Consider the following 25,369-nt stretch of genomic DNA (forward strand, 5'->3'; position numbering starts at 1 on the left):
TTAAAACCCCTGGGTCCTGACTTTCGTCAGGATGACGGTGGGGGTGGCGGCGGCGCGGGTGATCCCGATGGTTCCGCCACGCCACTATCCCCACCCCAAGCAAAGCTCCGGTTGCCCTCCCCTCGCGCCCGAGCCTAAAGCCCATCGCAATGGCTCCCACGACAGACCCCCACCAGCATCCCTTACGGATCGCCAATTTTCGCGCCTATTGGCTGTCCCGCTTCACCGGCACCATAGCCGTCAGCGCGATGTCGATCGTGATCGGGTGGCAGGTCTACAACATCGCCCGCGAGACGATGGACATCCGCCAGGCCGCCTTCATGCTCGGCATGATCGGGTTCGCGCAGTTCGTGCCGTTGTTCCTGCTCACCCCGATCACCGGCCTCATCGCAGACAGCTTCGACCGCCGCTGGATCGTCCGGGGCACGACGACGTTGCTGGTGCTCACGGCCGCGACATTGTGGTTGCTGACGTGGACCGGCCACCTGACGCTCGGCGTGCTGTTCGTCGCCGCGGTCGCGTTCGGCGTCGCCCGTGCCTTCTCCGGCCCGGCGTATTCCGCATTGGCCCCGAACCTCGTCCCCCGCGCCGTGCTCCCGACCGCGATCGCGATCAGCTCGATCGCGTGGCAGGTCGGCACGATCGCCGGGCCTAGCGTCGGCGGGCTGCTGTATGCGATCCATCCGGAGGTCGCGTACGGCGTCGCCACGCTGCTCTTCCTCGTCGCGCTCGTCTTCATGTTCATGATCGGCCCGGTACCGCAGCCCGCGACGCAGACCGATCACCGCCCGCTCGCCCGGATCATCGAGGGCTTCACCTATGTCCGCCGCAACCGCCTCGTCCTCGCGACCATCACGCTGGACCTGTTCGCGGTACTGCTCGCCGGCGCAACCTCGCTGCTGCCGGTCTATTCGCGCGACATCCTCCACGTCGGCTCGCAAGGGCTGGGCGTGCTCGCGGCCGGCATGGGCATCGGCGCGGCGATCACGGCCGTGTGGTTCTCGGTCCGGCCGATGAGCACCAATGTCGGCGTGAAGATGCTGATCGCCGTCGTCGTGTTCGGCCTCGCGATCCTCACCTTCGGCGTCGCCACGCCGATCGTCGACCTGCTCGGCATCGCGCCCGGCACGATCGCGGGCTTCCCCATCCACCCGGCCTTCGTCCTCAGCCTGGTCGCGCTCATCGTCGCTGGCGGCGCGGACATGATCTCGGTCTATGTCCGCCAGTCGCTGATCCAGCTCCATACGCCGGATGCGATGCGCGGCCGCGTGAGCGCGGTGTCTCAGCTCACCATCTCGGCCTCGAACGAGCTCGGCGAATTCGAGAGCGGGGTGATGGCGTCGCTGCTCGGCCCGGTCGGCGCGGTGGTGTTCGGCGGCGTCGGTGCTATTGCGATCACGATCGGCTGGGCGCGATTGTTCCCGGAACTAGGCCGCGCGAAAACCTTTGATCCCCCAGAGATCCTAGAGACCGAACCCGAACACGGAGAAGCCAAGCCATGAAGGCCAACTCGATCCTCGATACGATCGGCAACACGCCGCACGTCCGCCTGTCGAAGCTGTTCCCCGAATCCGAAGTGTGGGTGAAGTCCGAGCGCTCGAACCCCGGCGGGTCGATCAAGGACCGCATCGCGCTCGCGATGATCGAGGCGGCCGAGAAGGACGGCCATCTCCAGCCCGGCGGCACGATCATCGAGCCGACCAGCGGCAACACCGGCATCGGCCTGGCGCTCGTCGCCGCGGTGAAGGGGTACAAGATCGTCCTCGTCATGCCCGAGAGCATGTCGATCGAACGCCGTCGCCTGATGCTCGCCTACGGTGCGACCTTCGACCTGACCCCGCGCGAGAAGGGCATGAAGGGCGCGATCGAGCGTGCGAAGGAACTCGTCGAGCAGACGCCGGGCTCGTGGATGCCGCAGCAGTTCGAGAACCCTGCGAACATCGCCGTGCATGTCGCGACGACCGCCCAGGAAATCCTTGCCGACTTCCGTGACGCGCCGATCGACGTGATCATCACCGGCGTCGGCACCGGCGGTCACATCACCGGCGTCGCCGAGGCGCTGAAGAAGGAATGGCCGTCGCTCAAGGTCTACGCAGTCGAGCCCGCCGCGTCGCCGGTGATCGCCGGCGGCCAGCCGGGTCCGCACCCGATCCAGGGCATCGGCGCGGGCTTCATCCCGGTGAACCTCCACACCCAGGCGCTCGACGGCGTGATCGAGGTCGATGCCGCGGTAGCGAAGGACATGGCGCGCCGCTCGGCGACCGAAGAGGGCATGCTCGTCGGCATCAGCTCGGGCGCAACGCTCGCGGCGATTCTCCAGAAGCTGCCCGATCTGCCTGACAACGTTCGGGTTCTCGGCTTCAACTATGACACCGGCGAGCGCTATCTGTCGGTCCCGGACTTCCTGCCCGAACAGTGAGGACCGATCTCTCCGCGCGCGGCACTCGGGTGCTGCGCGCCACCCTCGTCGGCGTCTCCGCGCTGGCGATCATCGGGCCTGCGCTGGTCGTCGCCAATGCGCCGACGATCATCCACGTGTCCAAGCGGGTGAAACTCCCGCCCGGCCGGGTCGTGCCGCAAGCCGAAGTCCCCGAGGTCGAACCCGTCAAGTTCGTCGACCTCAGCCCCGAAGACGCGCGTGCGTTCAACGCGACGGTGCCGCTCTCGACCGATCCCAACCCGGCGGCCCGACCGTTCCGCTTCGCCGGCGGTCCGGACGATCTGGCGCGCGCGGCCGACTGCATGGCGGCGGGCATCCTCTACGAGGCCGGCGACGATACGCTCGGCGAGCGTGCGGTCGCGCAGGTCGTGCTCAATCGCCTCCGCCACCCTGCCTTCCCCAAGACGGTGTGCGGAGTCGTATTCGAAGGGCAGGACCGTTCGACGGGATGCCAGTTCAGCTTCAGCTGCGACGGCGCGCTAACCCGCTGGCATCCGACCGACGACGCTTGGCGCCGCGCGCGCGAAGTCGCGGCCGCATCGCTGTCCGGTGCGGTGTTCAAGCAGGTCGGCTATGCGACGCACTATCATACCGACTGGGTCGTGCCCTATTGGCAGTCGAGCCTCGACAAGATCACCGCGGTGAACACGCATCTGTTCTTCCGCTGGTCCGGCTGGTGGGGCACGCCCCCGGCGTTCGGGCGTCATCCCGAAACCGTCGAGCCGGTGATCGCGCAGCTTGCCGACCTGTCCGATGCGCACAAGACCGGCGCGGCGTTGGCCGAGGCGGACGCCGCACTGGCGGAAGCGTCGATTGCCATGGGGTTTGGCACGGCGGGGTTTGGCACGGTTGCCGAGGGGGCGTCTGCGTCCGTGACGCCGCTCGATGGCGATACGATCTTCGTGACGTTGCCGCGCAACCAGAGTGCCGACGGCTTGACCCTGCTTGCGGCCCAGGCGTGCGGCGACAAACCTTTCTGCCGCTACATGGCGTGGATCGACGGCACGAAGATGGCGACCGCGATCCCGCTGGAGCCCGCGCAGACGGCCGCATTGAGTTTCAGCTATTTGCGCGATCGGGCGAGCAAATACGAGCGATCGCTGTGGAACTGCCGTCAGTTCAAGCGCGCGGATCCGACCCAGTGCATGGTGGCGAGGGCGGCGATGACTGCCGTACCACCGCCACCCGCCGTTGCGCCGAACGCGCCTGCCGCGGCGGTCGAACTGAACGGTGTTCGGCGGAAACCTAACCCCGCTCCGCCGCCGGTAACGGCAACCCCAGCGTCGGCCGCGCCGATCAACAAGTAGCACGCCCCTGCTCCCCTCCCTGAAAGGGAGGGGTTGGGGGTGGGTCGGCCTGCTTGAGCCGCAACAGTCGGACTCGCGGAACCCGACCCATCCCCCGCCCCTCTCAGGGAAGGGGAAAGAGAAGGGTCGCTCCCCGATCAGGCGGCCATGAACATCTCGGGCGGAAGCGCCATCAGCGACTCCGCGCCACCCTCGATCTTCCGACGCAGCGCGCCGGCATCCGGCAGGATCCGCTCGGCATAGAAGCGCGCCGTCACCAGCTTGGCGTCGAGGAACGCTGCCTCGCCCTCGCCCGCTGCCTTCAGCTTGGTCGCGGCGACCGCCATCCGCAGCCACATCGTGCCGACCGCGACGATCCCCATCAGGTGCATGTAGCTGACCGCACCCGCGCCGACGTTCTCGGGGTTCTTCATGCCGTTCGCCATGAACCACATCGTCGCCGCCTGAAGCTGGCCGTTCGCCTTCTCCAGCGCCTCGGCAAACACGGCCGTCGCCGGATCGCCCTTCGCCGCGGCGACGTCGTCCGCCACCAGCTTGAAGAACGCCTGGATCCCGCGTCCGCCATTCTGCGCGAGCTTGCGCCCGACCAGATCCATCGCCTGGACGCCGTTGGTGCCCTCGTAGATCATCGCGATCCGGGCATCGCGGACATACTGCTCCATGCCCCATTCGGCGATGTAGCCGTGACCGCCGTAAACCTGCTGCGCGTTGGTCGCGATCGCATAGCCCATGTCGGTGCCGTAACCCTTGATGACCGGGGTCAGCAGGCTGATCATGTCGCCAGCGATCTGCCGCTCTTCCTCGGTCTCGGCGTGATGCTCGAGATCCGCCTGGAGCGCAGTCCACAGGATCAGCGCGCGCAGGCCCTCGGTCAGCGACTTGCCCTCCATCAGCATGCGGCGGATGTCGGGATGGACGAACAGCGTGTCGGCCTTCTCCTGCGGCTCCTTCGGCCCGGTCAGCGCGCGGCCCTGACGACGGTCCTGCGCGTACTGGACGGCATTCTGGTAGGCGACTTCCGCCACGCCGAGACCCTGGAGACCGACGCCGAGGCGCGCGGCGTTCATCATGATGAACATCGCCGCGAGGCCCTTCATCTCCTCGCCGACCAGCCAGCCGGTCGCCGAATCATAGTTCATCACGCAGGTCGAGTTCGCGTGAATGCCCATCTTGTGCTCGATCGACCCGCAGGTGACGCCGTTGCGCGCGCCCAGCGATCCGTCCTCCTCGACGATAAACTTCGGCACGACGAACAGCGAGATGCCCTTCGAGCTGTCCGGCGCGCCCGGCGTCTTGGCCAGAACGAGGTGGATGATGTTCTCGGTCAGGTCATGCTCGCCGCTCGAGATGAAGATCTTCGTGCCGGTGATCGCGTACGAACCGTCCGCCTGCGGCTCGGCCTTGGTGCGGATCAGGCCGAGATCGGTGCCGCACTGCGGCTCGGTCAGGTTCATCGTGCCGCCCCATTCGCCCGACACCATCTTCGGCACGTACATCGCCTTCTGCGCGTCCGAGCCCTTGGCGATCAGCGCGGCGATCGCGCCGTGCGTGAGCCCCGGATACATCGCGAACGCCATGTTCGACGAGATCATGTATTCCTGGAACGCGGTCGACACGACGTGCGGCATCCCCTGCCCGCCATATTCGGGCTGGTTGCCGAGCGTCGCCCAGCCGCTCTCGACATACTGCTTATACGCTTCCTTGAAGCCGTCCGGCGTCGTCACCGAGCCGTCCTCGTGCCGCGTGCAGCCCTGCTGGTCGCCCGATAGATTGAGCGGGAAGAGCACTTCGGCGACGAACTTGCCGCCTTCTTCGAGCACCGCGTCGACAACGTCGGGCGAGGCCGCATCGAAGCCGGGGAGGTTATTGTAGCGATCGAGGCCGACGACATGCTCGAGGACGAAACGCGTGTCGCGGACGGGGGGCGTATACTGGGGCATGGTTTATCCTTGGTTGTCCTGGGCGCGGCTCACTTCGAGGAGGGCCACGAAACTGGTGAGTTCGTCGATGGCGAGATCGATGTCGCGCTTCTGCGCGGTCAGCAGTGCGATCCGCGCCTGGCTGCGCTCGATCACGACCTGGCGCTGCGCACGTCGCCCGTCGCCGAGATCGTAGAGGTCGATCATCTCGCGGATCTCGCCGAGGCTGAACCCGACGCGCTTGCCGCGCAGGATCCAGGCGAGACGCGCGCGGTCGCGGTGCGAATAGATGCGCTGCGTACCACGACGCTCGGGCGCGATCAGGCCCTCGTCCTCGTAGAACCTGAGAGCGCGCGCGGTGACGTCGAACTCGGCGGAGAGATCCGAGATCGTGAAGCTCTCGCGGTCATGCCGCGGTTCGATCACCGCGTAGGATTCGGGAGAGACCGGAGAAGGAGATGCTCGTGTCGCCATCCCGAGACAAATAACTCTCGTTTACGTCAACGTCAATTAGCGCAGAGCAACTTCCCGGCAGATGATCGCCCGCCTGTTGAGCGCAACGTCGATGCCTCCGATCGCGATTCGCTGATCCGATCGACGGTCAGCGCGGCGAGCGAGGCACGGCCGGTGCAGAGCGATTCGCAGGCCTCGGGCATTTCGGCTGGGAAGACGATCCGGTCTCCGTCAAACTTCGCGTCGAATTTGCAGGTGCCGAACGCGACCTTGAGTGCGTCGCCCGAGCGCTCGACCGTGCCGGACGCGGTACAGCCCTGGGCCTCGCCATAATCGACGCTGACCCCGATCCGGGCAATCTTGTCCGTCCCGACGACGCAGACCCGGTCGGTATCGCGCGCCCAGGATCCTTGCAGCGGCGCGTTCGGATTCGGCACGATCCCCGCCGTCTCGGCCGCCGCCTCCAGCCGAGCCCCCGCACTGTCCGCCACGACATTGGACGGCTCTCGCCCACATCCGCCCAACACCAAAGCGAGCAGCAGCGCCCGCCTCATTCAGCTGGCACCAGCTTATCTCCATCGATCCGCCGGAAGAAACAGGTGCGTTCACCGGTATGGCACGCCGGGCCCGCGGCATCGGCGATCACCCACACCGCATCCTGATCGCAATCGATCCGCAGCTCGGCGACGCGCAACACGTTCCCAGACGTCTCGCCCTTCTTCCACAGCTTCTCGCGACTCCGCGACCAGAAATGCGCCTCGCCGGTTGCCCGCGTCTCCGCCAGCGCTTCCGCATTCATATGCGCGACCATCAGCACGGCGCCCGACACGCGGTCGGTGACGACAGCGGTCAGAAGCCCGGCGGAATCGAATTTCGGATCGAGCGTCAGGCCCGTGTCGCGGCTGTGTGTCATGCCCCGGATATACCCGAAACCCGCCGGGATGCGACCAGCGGCACGCAATGTTATTACAAACAGGCGACAAGCCCGCCAACCGCTCGTATAGGGCAGCTTCCGCACGACGTGAGATCCGGCATGCAGACGACCAATCCTTTCGATGACGACAAACTCCGCGAAGAATGCGGGGTGTTCGGCGTCTCCGCCACCGATGGCGCGGCCGCGCTCGTAGCCCTGGGGCTGCACGCGCTGCAGCACCGCGGGCAGGAAGCGGCCGGCATCACGACCTTCGATGGGGCCAATTTCCACACGCACCGCGCGATGGGCCATGTCGCCGGCAATTTCGACCGCGACGACGTGATCCGCGCGCTACCCGGCACCGTCGCCTGCGGTCATGTCCGCTATTCGACGACCGGCGAGACCGCCCTGCGCAACGTCCAGCCGCTCTATGCAGAGCTGTCGACCGGCGGCTTCGCGATCGCGCATAACGGCAATATTTCCAATGCGATGCGGTTGCGTCGCGAGCTCGTCCGCCGCGGCTCGATCTTCCAGTCGACCAGCGATACCGAGACGATCATCCACCTCGTCGCGACGTCGAACTACCGGACGCTGCTCGATCGCTTCATCGACGCGCTGAAGCAGATCGAGGGCGCGTATTCGCTGATCGTGATGACGCCGGAGGGGATGATCGCCTGCCGCGATCCGCTCGGCATCCGGCCGCTCGTGATGGGCAAACTCGGCGACGCGGTGATCTTCGCGTCCGAGACGGTCGCGCTCGATGTGGTCGGCGCGACCTTCGTGCGTGCGGTCGAACCGGGCGAGCTGGTCATCGTCCAGGGCTCGGAGATTCGCTCGATCCGCCCGTTCGCACCGATGGCGGCGCGGCCGTGCATCTTCGAATGGGTGTATTTCTCGCGGCCCGATTCGATCGTTGACGATCACTCGGTCTATTCGGTGCGGAAGGCGATCGGCGCGCAGCTCGCGATCGAATCGCCGGTCGATGCCGATCTCGTCATTCCGGTGCCCGATTCGGGGACGCCGGCGGCAATCGGCTATGCGCAGCAGTCGGGCATTCCGTTCGAGCTCGGCATCATCCGCTCGCATTATGTCGGCCGCACCTTCATCTCGCCGGGCGACAAGGTCCGCCACCTCGGCGTGAAGCTCAAGCACAACGCCAATCGCGCGCTGATCAAGGGCAAGCGGGTCATCCTCGTCGACGATTCGATCGTCCGGGGCACGACCTCGCTCAAGATCGTCCAGATGATGCGCGAGGCGGGCGCCGCCGAAGTGCATATGCGGATCGCCAGCCCGCCGACGCGGCATTCGTGCTTCTACGGCGTCGATACGCCCGAGCGCGCAAAGCTGCTCGCGGCTAAGCTGGATCTCGGTGGCATGACGGGCTTCATTCACGCCGACAGCCTGAACTTCATCTCGATCGACGGCCTCTACAAGGCGCTCGGCGAGGCGAAGCGCGCGGATGTCCGCCCGAAATACTGCGACGCGTGCTTCACCGGCGACTACCCGACCACGCTGACCGACCATGACGAAGGCTCGGAAGTCGACCAGTTCGCGATGCTCGCCGAACGCGTCATCTGATATTCCCGGAGCGATTATGACGGACAAGCCTCTCGAAGGCCGGCTGGCCTTGGTCACCGGTGCCAGCCGCGGCATCGGCGCCGCGACCGCGATCGCGCTGGCGGCAAAGGGCGCACACGTCGTCCTGACGGCGCGCACGCCGGGTGGTCTGGAAGAGGTCGAGGCAGCGATCCACGCGGCCGGCGGCTCGGCGACGATCGCTCCGCTGGATCTGGCTGAGAGCGAAGCCATTGCGCGGCTCGCGACGGCAGTCGGCGACCGCTGGGATGCGCTCGATATTCTAGTACTCAACGCGGGCATGCTCGGTTCGCTGTCGTCGGTCCCGGCGATCGATCCGAAGGAAATGGCGCAGGTCCTGACGCTCAACGTCAGCGCACAGGCGGCGCTGATCGCGGCGTTCGATCCGATGCTGAAGAAGGCCAAGTCGGCCCGCGTGATCGGCGTGACCTCCAGCGTCGGCCGCAAACCCCGCGCCTATTGGGGCTTGTATGGCGCATCGAAGGCCGCGTTCGAAACGCTGCTCGGTGCCTATGGCGACGAGATGGCGGAGATCAGCGCGATCCGCACCGCAATCGTCGATCCCGGCGCGACCCGGACCAAGATGCGCGCGCGCGCCTATCCGGGCGAGGATCCGAACTCGGTGAAAGAGCCAACGGTGGTGGCTGAGCGCATCGTAGCGCTGGCAATCGAAGGATTCGAAGCAGGTCATTTCGAGCGGGTAAACTAAAGGAATCCTCCCCCGCCAGGGGGAGGTGGCTGGCGCTTGCCAGACGGAGGGGGAGGTAAGCGATCACGTAGGTTCCGTGTCCTCCCCCTCCGTCGCCTTTGGCGCCACCTCCCCCTGGCGGGGGAGGATTTAGCGCTTCACCAAAGTAACCTGCGCCACATCGATCCCGCCGCCAAGAAACCCACCCTCGCAGTACATCAGATAATACCGCCACAACGCCACAAACCGCGCATCGAACCGTGCCGGCAGCCGCCCCTCGGCAACCGCAGCGTCGAACGCCGCCCGCCACCGCCGCAGCGTCTCGGCATAGTGCAACCCGAACCCGCGCCGATCCTCCCACACGAGCCCCCGCGCCTCCGCCAATGCGCGAAACCGCGGCTCGGACAACAGCATCCCGCCCGGAAACACGTAACGCTGAATGAAGTCGACGCTCCGCGAATAGGAATCGAAGATCGCATCGTCGATCGAGATATACTGCAACGCCGCACGCCCACCCGGCTTCAACGCGCGCGCGATCGCGTCGAGATACACCGGCCAATATTCCTCGCCGACCGCCTCGACCATCTCGATGCTCGCGACCGCATCATAGGTGCCGGTGACGTCGCGGTAATCGGTCAGCGCCACCTGCACCCCGTCGAGCCCCGCCGCCGCGATCCGGTCGTCGACCTGCCGCTTCTGCTCGGTCGACAGCGTCAGCGCGTGCACACCGACACGCGCGCGCGCCGCCATTTCCGCAAAAGACCCCCAGCCGCAGCCGATTTCTAGGATCGTATCACCCGCCCGCGCGCCGGTCCGGTCGAGGATCGCGCGCAGCTTGGTCGCCTGCGCCGTCTCATGCGGTTCGGCATCGTCGAACGACTCGGCGAAAATCGCACTCGAATAGGTCAGGCTCGGATCGAGCCACGTCTCGTAGAAGTCGTTGCCGAGGTCATAATGCGCCGCGATGTTCTTGCGCGAGCCAGTCGGGTCGTTGCGCCGCATCCGGTGCCACGCCCGCGCCGCCAGCCGCACCACGCCGCCCGACCGTGCTGCGCCCCCGAGCGAGCGGCGGTTCCGCATGAACAGGTCGAATAGCGGGACGGGATCGGGGCTCGACCAGTCGCCTGCCGCCCAGCCTTCGTACCAGCCGACCGACCCCGCGGTCGCGAGCCGAACTAGCGCGCGCCAGCGGTGCACGGTCACGATGGGCAAAGGCCCCGGAGCCCGACCGCCGATCAGCCGCCGCGTGCCGTCGGGCAGGTGCGCGTCTATGCCGCCGCTCTCCAGCCCCGCGTCGATCCGGTCGAGCAGACGGTGAAACACCGGCGCGACGAGGCGCGCGACCGGGGAAACCTGCGTGGTGGGCACATCATCGAAAGCGGGAACGGCAGTCATCGCGGCGCTCCATGCAACAGGGGCCGCGGCTAGGAAAGGGCCGACGGCATGGAAACGGTTCGAGCGCGGTCACCTAGCCAACGCCGCCACACTCCACCCTCCCCGGAATGGAGGGGTTGGAGTCGGCTGGGTTCCGCTTGATCGACCGGCATTGGCTCGAACCGGCCATCCCACCCCCGGCCCCTCCCTTTCAGGGAGGGGGAAGGAGACTACTCAACGTGCGTGCCGTCCGGCCTCGATTGCGCGCTCGCGGCCTTCGCGGTGGCCGACGATCTTCGCCGGATACGCCTTCGGACGACAGCCCGACTCTTCCGGATCATGGACCGCGTCGCCGGTCACCTTCGCCAGTTCGGGCACCCACTCGCGGATATAGTCGCCCGCGTCGAACTTCTCCGACTGCGACAGCGGCGCCATGATCCGCCCGAACATGTTCGAATCCACCCCGGTCCCGGCCACCCATTGCCAGTTCACCGAATTATTCCCGTAATTCGCATCGACCAGACAGTCCCAGAACCACCGCTCCCCCTCGCGCCAGTCGATCAGCAGATGCTTCACCAGGAAGCTGGCCGTGATCATCCGCACGCGATTGTGCATCCACCCGGTCGCCCAGAGCTGGCGCATCCCGGCGTCGACGATCGGATAGCCGGTCCTCCCCTCCTGCCACGCCTTAAGGTCCGCATCAGCGGCCTTGCCCGACCGCCAGGGGAGCTTGTCGAACTTCGGCCGCCCGTTCGTATCGCCGTAGTCCGGCATCGTCAGCACAACGCCATCGGTGAAATCCCGCCACGCGAGTTCCTTGCGGAACGTCGTCGCATCGCCGTGCCCGTCGACCGCATGCCACACGGTACGCGGCGATATCTCCCCAAAATGCAGATGCGGCGAAAGGCGCGACGTGCCCTCGATCGACGGCAAGTTGCGGTCGACGTCATAGGCCTCGACGATCGGCGCCATCGCCTTCGCGTTCTTCAACGCCTGCGCCTGGCCCGGCGTCCAGTCCTTGAACCCCGTCGACCAGTCCGGCTTGGTCGGCAGCAGGTCCCAGTCCGCGAGCTTTTCGCTCTTCGGCCACTTCGACGGCGCCGGGATGGTCCGCGGTACAGGCTCGGGCTCACCCGGCGGCATCATCTGGTTGAGCGCTTTCCAGAACGAGGAATATACCTTGAACTGCCCGCCCGAGCCCGTCTTCACGTCCTCGACGCGCGCGAGATGATTGCCGTCGTGCAGGCACAATCGATCGCCAAGCGCTGCCTCGGCCTTGCGCGACCACGGCTCGTAATGCCGGATCGCATGCACCTGCCCGGCGCCGGTTTCCTCCATCAGCGCCGTCAGCACCTCGACCGCATCGCCGCGCCGCAGGATCAGCCTTGAGCCCTTGTCGGCCAGCGACGTCCCGAACGCGTCGAGCGTGTGATGCAGCCACCAGCGCTGCGCCCCGCCCATCTTCCATTTCCCCGGCGCATCGTCGTCGAGGACGTAGATCGGAATTACCGGCCCCGCATGCGCGGCGGCTATCAGCGCGGGTTGATCGTGAAGGCGGAGGTCCTGGCGCAGCCAGAGCAAAGAAGGTGTCGTCATCGCGCGTTCAATGCACCAACCCGCCGTCCGGCGTCACCCGCGGCGGCAAAAGTTTCGCCGAGCGTCATGATCGCGGCGACGTGCCGTTCGGCGATCGCCAGCGCATCCTCGCCGTATCCCCCGCCGACCGTACTCGCGAGCGGCAAGCCCCGCCCGATCGCGAGGTCTGCGACCAGCCGCTCCCGCTGCACCAGACCGTCCAAGGTCAGCGCCAGCCGCCCCAGCCGATCGCCATCGAACGGATCCACCCCCGCCTGATACAGGATCAGCTCCGGCCGAAACTCGTCGAGCAACGGCACCAGCGTCGACTCCAGCGTCGCCAGATAAACCTCGTCGCCGACCTTGTCGGGCAGCGGCACGTCGACCGTCGATCGCGCTTTCCGCACCGGGAAATTTTTCTCCGCGTGGATCGAATAGGTCGCGATCTCCGACCGTCCCGCGAGCAGCGCCGCAGTGCCGTCGCCCTGATGCACGTCGCAATCGACCACAAGCACGCGTGCCACGCGGCGCTCGTCGATCAGCCGTGCCGCCGCCACCGCCAGGTCGTTGAAAACACAGAACCCCGCCCCCGTGTTCGCCAGCGCATGATGGCTCCCCCCCGCCGTATTCGCAGCAAACCCGTGCTCCAAAGCGAGGCACGCGGCCAGCCAAGTCCCGTGCGGCACGATCGCCGCGCGCGACGCCACCGCCGCCGTTACCGGAAACCCGATCCGCCGCTCCTTCTCCTTCGGCACGTCCGCGCGAAGCACCTCGGCGACATAATCCTCGTCATGCACCGCCTCTAGCCACGCGGTCGGCGTCGTCTCGGCGCGATGCCATGCGACGGCATCGCCTTTGTCGAGCAGCAGGTCGCGGATCAGCCCGTTCTTGTTCCAGCGATAGGTCGAGCGTGCTGGCGCCGGCGTGACATAGTCGGGATGGTGGACGACATGGATCATGCTCCGTAGGTAGGAGCGCGCTGCCCGAGACCCAAGCTGCCCGAGCCTCAAGCCCCTGCGTTGCGGAGACTATTTTGACCGACGTTTCGACCCTCCCCTACCGTTCCTGCGCCGGCATCATGCTGATCAATACCGAGGGGAAGGTCTTTGTCGGCCAGCGCAATGATTCGCCGCTCGAAGCATGGCAGATGCCGCAGGGCGGGATCGACCCCGGCGAGGAAGCCGAAGCCGCCGCACTGCGCGAACTCGGCGAGGAAACCGGCGTCATGCCGGACAAGGTCGAGCTGATCGCCGAAGCGCCAGGCGAGTTCGTCTACGACCTCCCCCCCGAATTGCTCGGCAAGGTGTGGAAGGGCAAATGGCGCGGCCAGACGCAACGCTGGTTCCTGTACCGCTTCCACGGCACCGACGCGGATGTGAACATCGCTACCGCCCACGAGGAATTCCGTGCGTGGCGCTGGAGCGATCCCGCCGACCTGCCGCGACTGATCGTGCCGTTCAAGAAGGCGCTCTACGAACAGGTACTCGCCGCCTTCGCGCCACATCTCGGCGCAACCGGCCAGCGCTGAGCAGTTCCCAATATGCTGCACTGCCGCTACGGAACGGCTGTGCGTCGCTTATCCCTTCTCCTTCTCGCCCCGCTGCTGTTGGCGAACGCGCCCGATCCGCAATCGGTGATGATCCCCGAAACCATCCGCGCGATGCTCGATGCAGCGCTAGAGTCGGGGAACGAGGCGGACGTCAACACGGTCGCAAAATACGCTCGCGCCGCCGATCCGCTCAGCGGCGACGCGGTGTTGGCGATCGCCGAAAAATGGAAGGCCGACCGCGCAGCGCAGCGTACACAGGTCATCCGCCAGGCGAGCTTTCTCGACTTGTGGAGCGGCAAGGCCGAGGTCGGCGGCTATCTGACGACCGGCAACTCCGACACCGCGGGCGGGACGGCGGTGCTGGACCTGAACCGCGAAGGTCTTCGCTGGCGGCACAAGTTTCACGCGCAGGCCGACTATCAGTCGAACCTCAACATCACCACGCGCGAGCATTACCTCGCCTCGTACGAACCCAATTACAAGGTCGACGATCGCGCGTATATCTACGGCGTCGCCCAGTATGAAAGCGACCGCTTCCTGGGCTATTTCAACCGCTATTCGACATCGGTCGGTGCCGGCTACAGCGTAATCAAGACCGCGGGCACCAAACTCGATCTCGAATTGGGGCCTGCGTATCGCGATACCGAGTTCACCGACAATACCGTGCAGAGCAGCATCGCGGCACGTGGCACCGCGAACTTCAGCATCCGCATTCTCAGCGGACTGTCCGTCAGCCAGGTCGCATCCGCCTATGTGCAGCGCTACAACAGTACGCTCAGCGGCACGACGTCGCTCAACGCAAAGCTGATCGGGCCGCTGTCCGCCGCGCTGTCGTACAGCGTCCAGTATGAAAGCGAACCGCCGGTCGGCTCGGTTTCGACCGACACCACCAGCCGCGCATCGCTGGTCTACAGCTTCTGAGGCTGTTCCCACGCGCGCCCGGCCTCGCTAGGGTTAGGCGATGAGGGGACTTTCAACGATAGAGCGCGATGCCGTCGACACGGCGGGCGCTGCACCCATGTTGGCCCAGGTCGAGACGTGGGCGGCCATCAACAGTGGCACGCGCAATCTCGCGGGGCTCGCGACGATGGCTGGATTGCTCGGCGATGCGTTTGCGATCCTGCCGGGCAAGATCACGCTGGTCGAGCCGACCCCGGTCGACAGCGTCGGTGCAGACGGCGTGGTCTCGGCGATCGAGCACGGCAAGCACCTGCATCTCGTCGTGCGGCCGGACGCGCCGGTGCGGATGTTGTTCACCGGGCACATGGATACGGTCTACCCGGTCGATCACGCGTTCCAATCGCTCCAGTGGCTCGACGACGGCCGGCTGAACGGCCCCGGCGTTGCCGACATGAAGGGTGGCCTTGCCGTCATGCTGGCGGCTCTCCGGGCGGTCGAAGCCAGCCCCCTCGCCGCCCGGATTGGCTATGACGTCATCATAAACTCGGACGAGGAGACCGGCTCCTTCTCCTCGGCCGCGCTGCTGGCCCGCGCCGCGCACGGCAAGGTCGCCGCCCTGACCTACGAACCGGCGCTTGCCGACGGGACACTCGCCGGTGCGCGCGGCGGCACGGGAAACTTCTCGATCATCGTCCATGGCCGCAGCGCGCACGCCGGTCGCAACCCGGAGGACGGCCGCAACGCGCTGGTCGCAGCGGCCGACATCGCGGTGCGCCTGTCGAAGGTGCGCGGTCCGCATCTCGCGGTGAATCCGGCACGGATCGAGGGCGGCGGCCCGAACAACGTCGTGCCCGACCTCGCCATCCTGCGCATCAACTTCCGCCCCGCGACGCTAGACGAGATCACGCGCGCACAGTCGCATATCGACTCCGCCGTCGCGATGGTCGCTGCCGAGCACGACGTCCGCATCGAGGTCCATGGCAGCTTCAATCGCCCCCCGAAGCCGATCGACCCGGGCGCCGCGCGGCTGTTCGATCTGGTCAAGGCATCGGGTGCGGACCTCGGGCTCGACATCGCCTGGAAGGCGACCGGCGGCGTTTGCGACGGCAACAACATCGCCGCCGCCGGCTTGCCAGTCGTTGACACGATGGGCGTTCGCGGCGGCGCGATCCATTCGACCGACGAGTTCATGATCCCCGACAGTCTGGCCGAGCGCGCGGCGCTGTCGGCCGTCACCATATTGCGTATCGCGGAGGGCCGCTTGTGAGCTTCAGGATCCGAGCCGCGGTCGATGCCGATCTCCAGCATCTCTACGAAATGGCCAAGCTCACGGGCGGCGGCTTCACTAACCTGCCGCCCGACCGACGCGCGCTGACCGCCAAGCTCGAGCGCAGCCATGCCGCGTTCGCGCGCACCGATGGCCCGGTCCAGGACGAGCTGTTCGTCCTCATCCTCGAAAACATCGAGACGCAGGAGGTGCGCGGCACCTGCCAGATCTTCACGCAGGTCGGCCAGAGCTACCCGTTCTACAGCTATCGGATCGGCCAGCTCACCCAGCATAGCCGCGAACTGAACCGCACCTTCCGCGCGGACATGCTGACGCTCGCCACCGACCTCGAAGGCGCGAGCGAAGTCGGGGGGCTGTTCCTCCATCCCGGCGAACGCGCCGGTGGCCTCGGGCTGCTGCTCGCGCGAAGCCGCTACCTCTTCATCAAGATGCACCGCGCCCGTTTCGCCGACCGCATCCTCGCCGAACTGCGCGGCGTGATCGACGAAGCCGGCGGCTCGCCGTTCTGGGACGGCCTTGCGGGCCGCTTCTTCGGGATGAATTTCCAGGACGCGGATCAGTTCAACGCGATCAACGGCCACCAGTTCATCGCCGACCTGATGCCCAAACACCCGATCTACACCGCGATGCTGACCGAAACCGCGCGTGCCGCGATCGGCCTTCCCCATCCCTCGGGTCGTGCGGCAATGCGGATGCTGGAAAACGAAGGCTTCGCGTTCGAAAATTACGTCGATATCTTCGATGGCGGCCCGACCATGACAGCCCGCACCGATCAGGTCCGCTCGATTGCCGACGCCCGGACCAACACCGTCGTGGCGATCGGCGGCGACGACGGCGAGGACGCCTTGGTTGCCACGGGTCAGCTCGCCGACTTCCGCGCGGCGTTCGGCAAAATGCGCGTGACCGAGGACGGCGTCATACTGGCGGATGCTTGCGCACGGGCCCTGGACGTCGGCGAGACAGATCGCGTCACCCATGTACCGCGTCTCTGATTTGAATTCAGACCTTCGATCGTCGGGTTAATTTACAATTAACCACGCCAACACCGATGATAATCGCGGAGAACCGCTACTGGTACGAATCTTGCTCGGTCCCGTACCATGTGGACCCGCTTTACCCGCCTGTTCGTCATCAAGACCAAGTTCGAGGCCTTTCTCGTCATCTACGGCCTCGGGCTTGGGGCGGTGGAGCGGGGGATGCACTATCTCCAGCAATATCCCGGATACGGCGGCTGGCTCTTGTTCGCGGCCTGCCCGATCGCCGTTTTCATGGCGGGCGGGCGGATCATCGATTCCGTCGCGCATGCACGCAACGACTGAGACCAGGCGCTAGATCTTCTGCTGGGCGAGATGCAGATACCGGCTGGAGAAATCGGCGAGTTCTCGCAGCGCGTCCCATTGGGGAAAGCTGATCCTGCGCCGGTTCCGGCTGATCAGGCCATCGGCTTCAAGCGACTTGATCGTTCGGTTCACGTGTACCGCGGTCAGGCCCAGCGCATCGCCAAGCTGTTCCTGGCTCATCGGTAATTCGTAATCGCCCGCTCCGGTCAGTCCCTGCATATCGAGTCGGATGGCGAATTCGCACAGGAAATGCGCCAGTCGCGACCGCGCATCGCGGCGCCCGATGTTCAGGATCCATTCGCGAAAGATTGACCCCTCGACCAATGTGTTGACGAAGATCGCATTGCCGATCGAGGCGCGCTTACGGGCTAGGTCACGCAACGCCGTCCTGGGGATCGTCGCGACCTCCGCGCGGGTCAGCGTCTGGACGTTGTGGTCGGCGACGTCGAGAAACAAATGCTGGAAATCGAGCGCGTCGCCGGGGATATGCAGCGAGACGATCTGGCGCATCCCCGAACCCGTCAGCTTCTGGCGATAGGCGAACCCGGACAACAGCACCGCACATTGCTCCGGCGCGTCGCCCTCGCGAACCAGATACGAGGACGGCTCGAAGGTGCGGAGCGTGTAGGGCAGCGCGAGCAATGCCGCACGGTCGTCGGCGTTCAGCGTCGCATGCGTTTCGAGCTTGCGCACCATCAGGGCCAGGGGACTGGATGTCGAGATCATAGCGTATTCCCGCAAATATCGGGGCGGGAGCACATGCATCTCTCGGTCGTCAGGGCCCAAAAAACGGCTAACGATGAACGGCAATAACATAGTCCGAACAACGGCGTTTAGATATATGTCAGCACTGAACCGCGAACATGGATCAGGATTAAAGTGTAAAAGTCAGTTCCGACGTGCCCGATATCGAGCACACGGTCATCCGGATCACCTAACGAACGTATAAATCAAGCATTCGTCGTCAGATCGCGAGTGATGCCGGCGCCATCGGCAGGGAGTCCTTGATGATTCGACGACCGGCTTCGACCTGCGATCCGATTTTGACGAGCGCAGTCTGAAGGTTATCGATGCAGTCACTGAGTTTTGCACCGAGCAACGCATTATCCCCCTCATCGGCGATTCGAAGCGCTTCTTCGATAAGAAAAACCATCGATTTCAGCCGCGCGATCGTTTGCACTTTGCTATGCATAGCCCCCCCCAATATTGCGTAATCTACCTATGCTCGCGATTAGAGCGAAAAGCCAATTGCAATCGGGGAAGGTTCGGCGTCTTCGATTGCGTGCCGCTACGGACGCGGCGGTCCTTTCCAGCGCTGGACGAGGCCTGCCATCACCATATCGACCGAATCCACCTCGGCGGCGATGCGCTGATGGAGAAACCCCGCGGCATCCCGGAAGCGGCGGGCCAATGCGTTGTCCGGCACGATCCCAAGCCCGACCTCGTTCGACACCACGATGATCCGCCCTTCGAGCCGACCGATCGCATCCAGCAGCGCGTCCGTTCGCGCCGCGACCGGCGCATCGTCGAGCAGCAGGTTGGATACCCACAAGGTCAGGCAATCGACGAGCAGCACGGTATCGACCGCGTCGGCGGCGAGCAGGGCGTCGGGCAGCGCCAGCGGTGCCTCGATGGTCTCCCACCGGTCGTCGCGATCTGCGCGATGGCGCGCGATCCGATCGGTCATCTCGCCGTCGAACGCCTGCGCCGTCGCGACATAGACGAGCTTGAGTTGCTCGGCCGTCGCGAGCGCTTCGGCGGTTTCCTGCGCATGACGGCTCTTGCCCGAGCGCGCGCCACCGAGCACGAACAGGCTCTTGCCGAACGCCGCTCCAACTGATTGCACCATGTCGTGTCCTTCGTGCTTGCAGCCGCCACCCGGAATGACGATGACGCCGCGAAGATCAAGCAAAAGCCCATGGGACTGACCGACGGAATGAAGGCCCTGCGCATCCACGGTGGACGGATCGACATCGCCGCCACCTGCTATCCAGGTGCGCCGCACCCGTGGCTCGATCTGTCGACCGGCATCAATCCATGCCCCTGGCCCGCCGACCGCGCGCCGTCGGTCGATCTGCAACGACTACCCTCCCCGGCCGCTCTCCGCGATCTCGAAGCGGCCGCGGCGGCGATGTTCGGCGCCAGCGCGGACCGGGTCGTCGCCTTGCCGGGCAGCGAGATCGGCCTTCGCGCGCTCGATAGTCTCGAGCTGCCGTCGCCGGTCCGCTTCGTCACGCCCAGCTACTCGACGCATCAGGATGCGATCGGGGGTGCGACACCGATCGTGCGCGACGCGATCGACACGATCCGCGACGGCACGCTCCTGCTGGCCAACCCGAACAATCCCGACGGCGCCCTCGATATGCCAGATCGACTGTTGCGGATCGCCCGGTGCGGCACGTGGCTGGTCGTCGACGAAGCCTTTGCCGACATCGCACCCGAGTTCAGCCTCATTCCGGGCCTCGATCCCAACGACCGGGCGATCATATTCCGGTCGTTCGGCAAGTTCTTCGGGCTCGCGGGCGTGCGACTGGGCTTCATGATTGCGCAGCCCGCGCAAGCGGAAGCGATGCGGCGTCGTTTGGGCAGTTGGCCCGTCTCCGCGCTCGCGGTCGCCTACGGCACGGCGGCCTACCGCGATACCGCGTGGATCGCGGAGGCTCGGCGATCGATCGTCGCGCGCGCCGGCCGACTCGACACGCTGCTCGGCCGTCACGGTCTGCAGAGCCGCGGCGCGTGCCCGTTGTTCCGGCTGGTGGAAAGCGACGACGCGCCTGCGATGTTCGAACGCCTTTCGCGATCGGGTATCCTCACGCGTCCGTTCGATCATGCGCCGCGCTGGCTCCGCTTCGGGGTGCCGGGGGACGACGCCGCATTCGACCGCCTCGACCGGGCTCTTGCCGGTGGCTGAGCCGATCGCAGCGCTGGCGATCCTGGTGGACGTGGCGATCGGCTGGCCGCCGGCGCTTTATGCCCGGATCGGTCATCCGGTCGGCGGGTTCGCGCGTGTGATCGGCTGGGCGGAGGCGCGCTGGAACACCCCCGCCGCATCGAGCACCCATCGTCGGGCCACGGGAATTCTGACATTGGCCTTGATCGTTGCCATCGCGATCGGAGTGGCGTGGGCGGCGACGCTGCTCGCCCGTCACACGCTAGGCTCGGTGGCGTGGATCGCGATCGGCCTCATGGCCGCACCGGGACTGGCGATCCGCAGCCTGTACGATCATGTCGTTCCGGTGGCACATGCGCTGGCCGCGAGCGATCTCGAGACTGGCCGCGCGCGCGTCGCGATGATCGTCGGCCGTGACGTCGCCTCGCTCGACGAAGCCGGCGTCGCGCGGGCGGCGATCGAGAGCCTTGCCGAAAGCGTGTGCGACGGCGTCGTCGCACCGCTGTTTTGGCTGCTCGTCGCGGGGCTGCCGGGACTGTGGGCGTACAAGGCGATCAACACCGCCGATAGTCTGATCGGGCATCGCGAGGAACGTTGGCGCGCGTTCGGCTGGGCGGCGGCACGGACCGACGATGGCGCGAACCTGATTTCCGCGCGGCTCAGCGGCGTGCTGCTGTGCCTTGCCGGGCTCGGCGGATGGCGGACGATGTGGCGCGACGCGGGGAATCACGCATCGCCTAACGCCGGCTGGCCCGAAGCCGCGATGGCCGGCGCGCTCGGTCTGCGGCTGGCGGGCCCGATCGCCTATGACGGGGTGAGCGTCGCCAAGCCGTATATCGGTAACGGCCGTGCTGACGCTACCGCCGCCGATCTCCGCGCCGCGCTTGGTATCTATAGGCGGGCGTGCGTGCTGCTGTTCGTCATTACCGGAGGGATCGCATGGTCGCTCTGATGCTCCAGGGGACCGGCTCGGACGTCGGCAAGTCGGTGCTGGTCGCGGGGCTATGCCGCGCGTTCGCCAATCGCGGGCTGTCGGTCCGCCCGTTCAAGCCGCAGAACATGTCGAACAACGCCGCCGTCACCGCCGATGGCGGCGAGATCGGCCGCGCGCAGGCGACGCAGGCGATCGCCTGCCGGGTCGAACCCAGCGTCGACATGAACCCGGTGCTGCTCAAGCCTCAGGGCGACCGAACCTCGCAACTGATCGTCCGCGGGCAGGTGCGCGGGACGCTCGCCGCGGCGCGCTGGCGCGAGGGGCGCGAGGGATTGCTGGTCGATGTGCTCGACAGTTTCGAGCGACTGTCGGCAGGCTGCGATCTCGTCGTCGTCGAAGGCGCGGGCAGCCCGGCGGAGATCAACCTGCGCGCCGGCGACATCGCCAACATGGGGTTCGCGCGGGCTGCCGACGTCCCCGTGGTGCTGGTCGGCGACATCGACCGCGGCGGCGTGATCGCGGCGATCGTCGGCACGCGCGCGGTGATCGATCCGGCAGATGCGGCGATGATCCACGGCTTCCTGATCAACAAGTTCCGCGGCGACCCGGCGCTGTTCGACGACGGCTATCGCGCGATCGAAGCGCGGAGCGGATGGCGCGGCTACGGCGTCGTGCCGTGGCTGGCCGACGCGGTACGGTTGCCGAGCGAGGACGCAGTGATCCTCGAACGCCCCGCCGCCAGTGCCCAACGCCGCGTCACGATCGCCTGCCCGATCACGCCGCGGATCGCCAATTTCGACGACCTCGATCCGCTTCGGCTCGAGCCCGGTGTCGCGTTGGTGATGGTGCCGCCGGGCACACCGATCCCGGAGGTCGACATGATCGTGCTCGCGGGATCGAAGGCGACGATCCCCGACCTCGCCTTCGTTCGCGCGCAAGGCTGGGACATCGATATCCGCGCGCATCACCGCCGTGGCAAACCGGTGCTCGGGCTCTGCGGCGGCTATCAGATGCTCGGTCGCAGCATCGCCGACCCTGACGGGATCGAGGGGCCGGCGGGGCGCGTCGACGGGCTCGGGTTGCTCGACATCGACACGGTCCTCACCGGCCGCAAGACGCTGGAAAGGGTGCGCGGCCGGGCGCAGGGCGCGGCGTTCGAGGGCTATGAGATGCACATGGGTGCTACCACCGGCCCCGCGACCGCACGCCCGGCCGGCCACCGCGCCGATGGCAGCCCCGAAGGCGCGACGAGTGCAGACGGGCTGGTGTCGGGCAGCTACGTCCACGGCCTGCTCGCGCTCGCGGAGCAACGCGCGGCGTGGCTTGCGCGGCTCGGCGTCGCGTCCAGCGGACCCGATCATAGCGCGTCGATCGATGCCGCGCTCGATGCGATCGCCGCAACGCTCGAGCGGCATGTCGATCTCGATGCGCTACTTGCGCTAAGCGAGCGCGCCGGCCATCGCCAACGCGACTAGCAGCCCGATCTCGACGATTTCGATTCCCGCGCCATGCGCGTCGCCGGTCACGCCGCCGAGCGTCTGCCGGAACCATGCCGCGACGCCGAGCACGAGCAGCGGGAAGGCGATGAGCGCCGGCTCCCCAACTGCGGTGAGCGCGAGCAGCAGGCCCCATCCCAGCAGATCGCGCGCGCGTACCGCGCCGACAACCGCAGCGCCGAGCCCGCTGGGCCGCAGTGGCGGCAACAGTCTCGCCCATGCCAGCGGCCCCATCCTCGCCGCGAACGGCACAAGGACCAGCCCCCAATCCACCCCTACGGCATGCAGCAGCACGAGCTTGGCGAGCATCTGACCGGCGATCGCGACGACGCCGAAGCTCCCGATATGCGGATCGGCCATGACAGCAAGCAGGCGCGTCCGATCGCCATGCGCTGCGCCCAGCCCGTCGGCGAGGTCGGCAAGCCCGTCGAGATGCAGCGCCCCCGTCACCGCGATCCAGGTCAGCAGGGCAGCACAGGCCCCCATCCACGGATCGACCAGCGCACCCAGCCATCCGGCCGCAGCGACGATCAGGCCGATCACGAGACCGACGATAGGGTAGAACCGGATCGCCGCGGCGAAATCCGCTGGCCCCATTTCGACCCGCGGCATCGGCAGGCGGGTCAGAAAGCCGAACGCGATGATCAGCCCTTTCACGTAGCCAGCCCGACGATCTGCACGGTCCGCGTCGGGCCCGGCCAGATGCGCAGCGAGACGAGCGCGGCATAGGGGAGGTCGAACGCCCAGGTCTGCCGCCTGTCGAACCCGCACAATTCCGCGAGCGCCGCCCGGATCGCGCCGCCATGCGTCACGACCAATGTCGAGACCGGTGGCATCTCTGCCAGCGCACGCGCGACGCGGCCCTGCAACGCGGACCAGCGTTCGCCATCGGGCGGTGGCGAGGCATCGGGATCGTCGTAGAACGCCGCCAACTCGGCGGGGTGTATCTCGGCTGGGCCCAAACCGTCCCAGGCGCCAAAGTCGAGTTCCCGCCAGCGTGGATCGACCTCGACCGAAACGCCGCGCGGCGCACCGATCGCCGCCGCGCAGGCATGCGCGCGGATCAGATCGGACGCTGCGATCCGTTCCACCGCGATGCCCTCCGCGCGTGCGACGCAGGCGGCGATCCCCGCCTCGGTCGCCGGGTCGTCGGTTCGCCCCAGCAACCGACCCGCCACCGCAGGCGCACCATGCCGCATCAGGTACAGCATGTACGCGCTCACGCCGCCGAAACGCCCGCCTCGGCGAACGTCGCCATCTCGGCATGCACGGCCAGCGCGGCTCGAACCAGCAATGTCGCGGTCGCAGCGCCGCTGCCCTCGCCCAGCCGCATCCCGAGCGACAGCAATGGTTCGATGCCCATTCGCTCAAGCAGAAGACGGTGCCCCGGCTCTGCCGAGACATGCCCGGCAAGGCAATGCGCGAGAATGTCGGGGCACGCCGCCGCCAACGGCGCGATGGCCGCACAGCAGATAAACCCATCGAGCATCACCGGCAGGCCCGCCAGTCGCGCGGCAACCACCGCACCTGCAATCGCTGCCAGTTCGCGTCCGCCGAGCCGCCGCAAGATCTCGAACGGTGTGGTCAGCGCGTCCCGGTGCAGCGCGACCCCAGCCTCGACGACGGCGATCTTCCGTGCGATGCCCTCGCCATCGACGCCGGTACCCGGCCCTACCCAGTCGCTCGCCGACCCGCCGAAGCTCGCCAGACACAGCGCCGCGGCGGTCGTCGAATTGCCGATCCCCATCTCGCCGAGCACCACCAAGTCCGGCACATCCGCGACCGCCGCCGCGCCAGCGTTCAACGCGGCAAGGCACTCGTCCTCCGACATCGCCGGCGCTTGCGTGAAATCCGCGGTCGGGCGATCGAGGTCGACCGACACGATCTTCAGCTCGAGGCCCGCCGCTCGCGACAGCGCGTTGATCGCCGCGCCGCCAGCCTCGAAATTGGAGACCATCTGCGCGGTGACCGAGGCCGGAAACGCACTCACACCGCGCGCGACGATGCCGTGGTTGCCCGCGAATACCACCGCGCTCCCGCGATCGAGACGAGGCAGCGGGTTACCCTGCCAGCCGGCCATGAAGACCGCGATATCCTCCAGCCGCCCGAGCGAGCCCGGCGGCTTGGTCAGTTCCCCTTGCCGGGCGATCGCCGCGGATCGCGCCGCGGCATCCGCCTGCGGCAAGCCGCGCAAGGCCGCCAGAAACCCAGCAGGCGTCGCGAACGCGGTCATTCGACGACGAAGCCCGCGGGCGGCGTGCGGGCGATGAAATGCCCCTTAACGCCCTGCGGCCATTGCTTGAACGGCACCTGCCCGAACGCGCTTTCGCCGTAAAGCCGGGCATATTCGAGGATCGCACGCGCGGAATCCTCGGTCGGTTCGAACCGGCCGAGCACATAGCCGACCTTGGCGGGTGCGCGCAGGTGGATCGTGCAGAAATCCTGGCACGCGAACAGGCACGGCATCTCCTGCACCGCGACGTCGGCATAGGCGGGATCGCTCGCCTGCACCGCCTTTAACGCAGCAACGAGCCGTGCTCCGCCGCGATTGCCCCGCTCGTCATCGCGCGCATCCGCGGAATGGCGACACGTGTTGCACGCGACGACCGCGACGCCGTCCTCGGCGGGCTTCAGCATGTCCGTTCCCGGACGATCCCAACATGATGTGAACTTGGCATAGTTACCCCTTCGGACAGTCGATCCCGCA

Annotated in this window: 27 protein-coding genes; 13 read left to right on the forward strand and 14 right to left on the reverse strand. The window is 66.8% G+C overall.

Annotation, left to right across the window (positions count from 1 at the left end; all coding sequences use genetic code 11):
* The first annotated feature begins 149 nt into the window (after positions 1–149).
* From H8S47_RS10005 to H8S47_RS10015, 3 genes are read left to right on the forward strand one after another with little or no spacing between them, the layout of a single operon-like run.
* Positions 150–1,502, forward strand: a complete 1,353-nt coding sequence (locus H8S47_RS10005; protein WP_187503730.1) for an MFS transporter — start codon at positions 150–152, stop codon at positions 1,500–1,502.
* A complete protein-coding gene (gene cysK / locus H8S47_RS10010; RefSeq protein WP_187503731.1) occupies positions 1,499–2,419 on the forward strand; it encodes a cysteine synthase A in 921 nt (306 codons plus the stop codon). The genes H8S47_RS10005 and cysK overlap by 4 nt, the downstream gene beginning before the upstream one ends.
* A complete protein-coding gene (locus H8S47_RS10015) occupies positions 2,416–3,747 on the forward strand; it encodes a cell wall hydrolase (protein ID WP_187503732.1) in 1,332 nt (443 codons plus the stop codon). The genes cysK and H8S47_RS10015 overlap by 4 nt, the downstream gene beginning before the upstream one ends.
* A 137-nt stretch (positions 3,748–3,884) precedes the next feature.
* Here the strand turns inward: H8S47_RS10015 and H8S47_RS10020 are convergent, their stop codons facing one another.
* The 4 genes from H8S47_RS10020 to hisI are packed head-to-tail and all read right to left on the reverse strand — an operon-like array spanning position 3,885 to position 7,032.
* Positions 3,885–5,687 carry an acyl-CoA dehydrogenase C-terminal domain-containing protein gene (locus H8S47_RS10020; RefSeq protein WP_187503733.1) on the reverse strand — a complete coding sequence of 601 codons (1,803 nt, stop codon included), beginning with the start codon at positions 5,685–5,687 and terminating at the stop codon, positions 3,885–3,887.
* 3 nt (positions 5,688–5,690) lie between these two features.
* Positions 5,691–6,140 carry a MerR family transcriptional regulator gene (locus tag H8S47_RS10025; RefSeq protein WP_132896305.1) on the reverse strand — a complete coding sequence of 150 codons (450 nt, stop codon included), beginning with the start codon at positions 6,138–6,140 and terminating at the stop codon, positions 5,691–5,693.
* A 32-nt stretch (positions 6,141–6,172) separates the two neighbouring features.
* Positions 6,173–6,673 carry a hypothetical protein gene (locus H8S47_RS10030; RefSeq protein ID WP_187503734.1) on the reverse strand — a complete coding sequence of 167 codons (501 nt, stop codon included), beginning with the start codon at positions 6,671–6,673 and terminating at the stop codon, positions 6,173–6,175.
* Positions 6,670–7,032, reverse strand: coding sequence for a phosphoribosyl-AMP cyclohydrolase (gene hisI, locus H8S47_RS10035; protein ID WP_187503735.1), 363 nt, complete (start codon positions 7,030–7,032; stop codon positions 6,670–6,672). The genes H8S47_RS10030 and hisI overlap by 4 nt, the downstream gene beginning before the upstream one ends.
* 120 nt (positions 7,033–7,152) lie before the next feature.
* Here hisI and purF point away from each other — a divergent pair, with 120 nt between their 5' ends.
* Complete coding sequence (gene purF / locus H8S47_RS10040) at positions 7,153–8,610, forward strand: amidophosphoribosyltransferase (RefSeq protein WP_187503736.1); 1,458 nt, start codon at positions 7,153–7,155, stop codon at positions 8,608–8,610.
* 16 nt (positions 8,611–8,626) lie between these two features.
* Positions 8,627–9,337 carry an SDR family NAD(P)-dependent oxidoreductase gene (locus H8S47_RS10045; RefSeq protein ID WP_187503737.1) on the forward strand — a complete coding sequence of 237 codons (711 nt, stop codon included), beginning with the start codon at positions 8,627–8,629 and terminating at the stop codon, positions 9,335–9,337.
* A 129-nt stretch (positions 9,338–9,466) separates the two neighbouring features.
* Here H8S47_RS10045 and H8S47_RS10050 read toward each other — a convergent pair whose 3' ends face one another.
* From H8S47_RS10050 to H8S47_RS10060, 3 genes are all read right to left on the reverse strand, one after another.
* Positions 9,467–10,711, reverse strand: a complete 1,245-nt coding sequence (locus tag H8S47_RS10050; protein WP_187503738.1) for an SAM-dependent methyltransferase — start codon at positions 10,709–10,711, stop codon at positions 9,467–9,469.
* A gap of 213 nt (positions 10,712–10,924) precedes the next feature.
* Positions 10,925–12,286 (reverse strand): cryptochrome/photolyase family protein, encoded by a 1,362-nt coding sequence (locus H8S47_RS10055; protein ID WP_187503739.1) that lies wholly within the window; start codon positions 12,284–12,286, stop codon positions 10,925–10,927.
* Positions 12,283–13,224, reverse strand: a complete 942-nt coding sequence (locus H8S47_RS10060; RefSeq protein ID WP_187503740.1) for a histone deacetylase family protein — start codon at positions 13,222–13,224, stop codon at positions 12,283–12,285. The genes H8S47_RS10055 and H8S47_RS10060 overlap by 4 nt, the downstream gene beginning before the upstream one ends.
* A gap of 74 nt (positions 13,225–13,298) precedes the next feature.
* On the opposite strand from H8S47_RS10060, the gene H8S47_RS10065 reads away from it, so the two are divergent.
* From H8S47_RS10065 to H8S47_RS10085, 5 genes are all read left to right on the forward strand, one after another.
* Positions 13,299–13,793 (forward strand): RNA pyrophosphohydrolase, encoded by a 495-nt coding sequence (locus H8S47_RS10065; RefSeq protein ID WP_187503741.1) that lies wholly within the window; start codon positions 13,299–13,301, stop codon positions 13,791–13,793.
* Between the two features lie 39 nt (positions 13,794–13,832).
* Positions 13,833–14,735, forward strand: a complete 903-nt coding sequence (locus H8S47_RS10070) for a DUF481 domain-containing protein (protein WP_328805487.1) — start codon at positions 13,833–13,835, stop codon at positions 14,733–14,735.
* Positions 14,736–14,775: 40 nt separating this feature from the next.
* Entirely contained in the window at positions 14,776–15,981 is a 1,206-nt protein-coding gene (locus tag H8S47_RS10075; protein WP_187503743.1) for a hydrolase, read from the forward strand.
* Positions 15,978–16,994 (forward strand): arginine N-succinyltransferase, encoded by a 1,017-nt coding sequence (locus H8S47_RS10080; protein WP_187503744.1) that lies wholly within the window; start codon positions 15,978–15,980, stop codon positions 16,992–16,994. The genes H8S47_RS10075 and H8S47_RS10080 overlap by 4 nt, the downstream gene beginning before the upstream one ends.
* A gap of 108 nt (positions 16,995–17,102) precedes the next feature.
* On the forward strand, positions 17,103–17,321 hold the full coding sequence (locus H8S47_RS10085) for a hypothetical protein (RefSeq protein ID WP_187503745.1): 219 nt from the start codon (positions 17,103–17,105) through the stop codon (positions 17,319–17,321).
* Positions 17,322–17,330: 9 nt separating this feature from the next.
* Here H8S47_RS10085 and H8S47_RS10090 read toward each other — a convergent pair whose 3' ends face one another.
* The 3 genes from H8S47_RS10090 to cobU all read right to left on the reverse strand — a co-directional run bounded on the left by H8S47_RS10090 (position 17,331) and on the right by cobU (position 19,191).
* Positions 17,331–18,068 carry a Crp/Fnr family transcriptional regulator gene (locus tag H8S47_RS10090; protein WP_235982758.1) on the reverse strand — a complete coding sequence of 246 codons (738 nt, stop codon included), beginning with the start codon at positions 18,066–18,068 and terminating at the stop codon, positions 17,331–17,333.
* Positions 18,069–18,306: 238 nt separating this feature from the next.
* Positions 18,307–18,522 (reverse strand): hypothetical protein, encoded by a 216-nt coding sequence (locus H8S47_RS10095; protein WP_187503746.1) that lies wholly within the window; start codon positions 18,520–18,522, stop codon positions 18,307–18,309.
* Between the two features lie 108 nt (positions 18,523–18,630).
* Positions 18,631–19,191 (reverse strand): bifunctional adenosylcobinamide kinase/adenosylcobinamide-phosphate guanylyltransferase, encoded by a 561-nt coding sequence (cobU, locus tag H8S47_RS10100; RefSeq protein WP_187503786.1) that lies wholly within the window; start codon positions 19,189–19,191, stop codon positions 18,631–18,633.
* Between the two features lie 69 nt (positions 19,192–19,260).
* Here cobU and H8S47_RS10105 point away from each other — a divergent pair, with 69 nt between their 5' ends.
* From H8S47_RS10105 to H8S47_RS10115, 3 genes are read left to right on the forward strand one after another with little or no spacing between them, the layout of a single operon-like run.
* Positions 19,261–20,253, forward strand: a complete 993-nt coding sequence (locus H8S47_RS10105; RefSeq protein WP_235982760.1) for a threonine-phosphate decarboxylase — start codon at positions 19,261–19,263, stop codon at positions 20,251–20,253.
* Positions 20,246–21,184, forward strand: a complete 939-nt coding sequence (gene cbiB / locus H8S47_RS10110) for an adenosylcobinamide-phosphate synthase CbiB (protein WP_187503747.1) — start codon at positions 20,246–20,248, stop codon at positions 21,182–21,184. Before H8S47_RS10105 ends, cbiB begins: the two co-directional genes overlap by 8 nt.
* A complete protein-coding gene (locus H8S47_RS10115; RefSeq protein ID WP_187503748.1) occupies positions 21,172–22,641 on the forward strand; it encodes a cobyric acid synthase in 1,470 nt (489 codons plus the stop codon). Before cbiB ends, H8S47_RS10115 begins: the two co-directional genes overlap by 13 nt.
* On the opposite strand, the gene cobS is transcribed toward H8S47_RS10115, so the two are convergent.
* Genes cobS through H8S47_RS10135 form a run of 4 tightly spaced genes read right to left on the reverse strand, consistent with a single transcriptional unit; the run spans position 22,606 to position 25,299 of the window.
* Complete coding sequence (cobS, locus tag H8S47_RS10120; protein WP_187503749.1) at positions 22,606–23,319, reverse strand: adenosylcobinamide-GDP ribazoletransferase; 714 nt, start codon at positions 23,317–23,319, stop codon at positions 22,606–22,608. The genes H8S47_RS10115 and cobS overlap by 36 nt on opposite strands.
* Complete coding sequence (locus H8S47_RS10125) at positions 23,316–23,885, reverse strand: histidine phosphatase family protein (RefSeq protein WP_187503750.1); 570 nt, start codon at positions 23,883–23,885, stop codon at positions 23,316–23,318. Before H8S47_RS10125 ends, cobS begins: the two co-directional genes overlap by 4 nt.
* Positions 23,882–24,895, reverse strand: coding sequence for a nicotinate-nucleotide--dimethylbenzimidazole phosphoribosyltransferase (gene cobT, locus H8S47_RS10130; RefSeq protein ID WP_187503751.1), 1,014 nt, complete (start codon positions 24,893–24,895; stop codon positions 23,882–23,884). Before cobT ends, H8S47_RS10125 begins: the two co-directional genes overlap by 4 nt.
* Positions 24,892–25,299, reverse strand: coding sequence for a DUF1636 domain-containing protein (locus H8S47_RS10135; protein WP_187503752.1), 408 nt, complete (start codon positions 25,297–25,299; stop codon positions 24,892–24,894). The genes cobT and H8S47_RS10135 overlap by 4 nt, the downstream gene beginning before the upstream one ends.
* Positions 25,300–25,369 lie beyond the last annotated feature (70 nt).

The sequence above is a fragment of the Sphingomonas albertensis genome, assembly GCF_014358075.1.
In the GTDB taxonomy this organism is placed as follows: domain Bacteria; phylum Pseudomonadota; class Alphaproteobacteria; order Sphingomonadales; family Sphingomonadaceae; genus Sphingomonas; species Sphingomonas albertensis.

What these genes read in the sequence shown, in the direction of transcription:
- hisI (WP_187503735.1), bottom strand. Translation starts at nt 7,032, where the DNA reads ATGACACACAGCCGCGACACGGGCCTGACGCTCGATCCGAAATTCGAT.
- H8S47_RS10060 (WP_187503740.1), bottom strand. Translation starts at nt 13,224, where the DNA reads ATGATCCATGTCGTCCACCATCCCGACTATGTCACGCCGGCGCCAGCA.
- H8S47_RS10115 (WP_187503748.1), top strand. Translation starts at nt 21,172, where the DNA reads ATGGTCGCTCTGATGCTCCAGGGGACCGGCTCGGACGTCGGCAAGTCG.
- H8S47_RS10075 (WP_187503743.1), top strand. Translation starts at nt 14,776, where the DNA reads ATGAGGGGACTTTCAACGATAGAGCGCGATGCCGTCGACACGGCGGGC.
- H8S47_RS10135 (WP_187503752.1), bottom strand. Translation starts at nt 25,299, where the DNA reads ATGCTGAAGCCCGCCGAGGACGGCGTCGCGGTCGTCGCGTGCAACACG.
- H8S47_RS10090 (WP_235982758.1), bottom strand. Translation starts at nt 18,068, where the DNA reads ATGATCTCGACATCCAGTCCCCTGGCCCTGATGGTGCGCAAGCTCGAA.
- cysK (WP_187503731.1), top strand. Translation starts at nt 1,499, where the DNA reads ATGAAGGCCAACTCGATCCTCGATACGATCGGCAACACGCCGCACGTC.
- H8S47_RS10055 (WP_187503739.1), bottom strand. Translation starts at nt 12,286, where the DNA reads ATGACGACACCTTCTTTGCTCTGGCTGCGCCAGGACCTCCGCCTTCAC.
- cobT (WP_187503751.1), bottom strand. Translation starts at nt 24,895, where the DNA reads ATGACCGCGTTCGCGACGCCTGCTGGGTTTCTGGCGGCCTTGCGCGGC.
- H8S47_RS10005 (WP_187503730.1), top strand. Translation starts at nt 150, where the DNA reads ATGGCTCCCACGACAGACCCCCACCAGCATCCCTTACGGATCGCCAAT.
- H8S47_RS10105 (WP_235982760.1), top strand. Translation starts at nt 19,261, where the DNA reads ATGGGACTGACCGACGGAATGAAGGCCCTGCGCATCCACGGTGGACGG.
- H8S47_RS10045 (WP_187503737.1), top strand. Translation starts at nt 8,627, where the DNA reads ATGACGGACAAGCCTCTCGAAGGCCGGCTGGCCTTGGTCACCGGTGCC.
- cobU (WP_187503786.1), bottom strand. Translation starts at nt 19,191, where the DNA reads ATGGTGCAATCAGTTGGAGCGGCGTTCGGCAAGAGCCTGTTCGTGCTC.
- H8S47_RS10085 (WP_187503745.1), top strand. Translation starts at nt 17,103, where the DNA reads ATGTGGACCCGCTTTACCCGCCTGTTCGTCATCAAGACCAAGTTCGAG.
- H8S47_RS10030 (WP_187503734.1), bottom strand. Translation starts at nt 6,673, where the DNA reads ATGAGGCGGGCGCTGCTGCTCGCTTTGGTGTTGGGCGGATGTGGGCGA.
- H8S47_RS10050 (WP_187503738.1), bottom strand. Translation starts at nt 10,711, where the DNA reads ATGACTGCCGTTCCCGCTTTCGATGATGTGCCCACCACGCAGGTTTCC.
- purF (WP_187503736.1), top strand. Translation starts at nt 7,153, where the DNA reads ATGCAGACGACCAATCCTTTCGATGACGACAAACTCCGCGAAGAATGC.
- H8S47_RS10020 (WP_187503733.1), bottom strand. Translation starts at nt 5,687, where the DNA reads ATGCCCCAGTATACGCCCCCCGTCCGCGACACGCGTTTCGTCCTCGAG.
- H8S47_RS10025 (WP_132896305.1), bottom strand. Translation starts at nt 6,140, where the DNA reads ATGGCGACACGAGCATCTCCTTCTCCGGTCTCTCCCGAATCCTACGCG.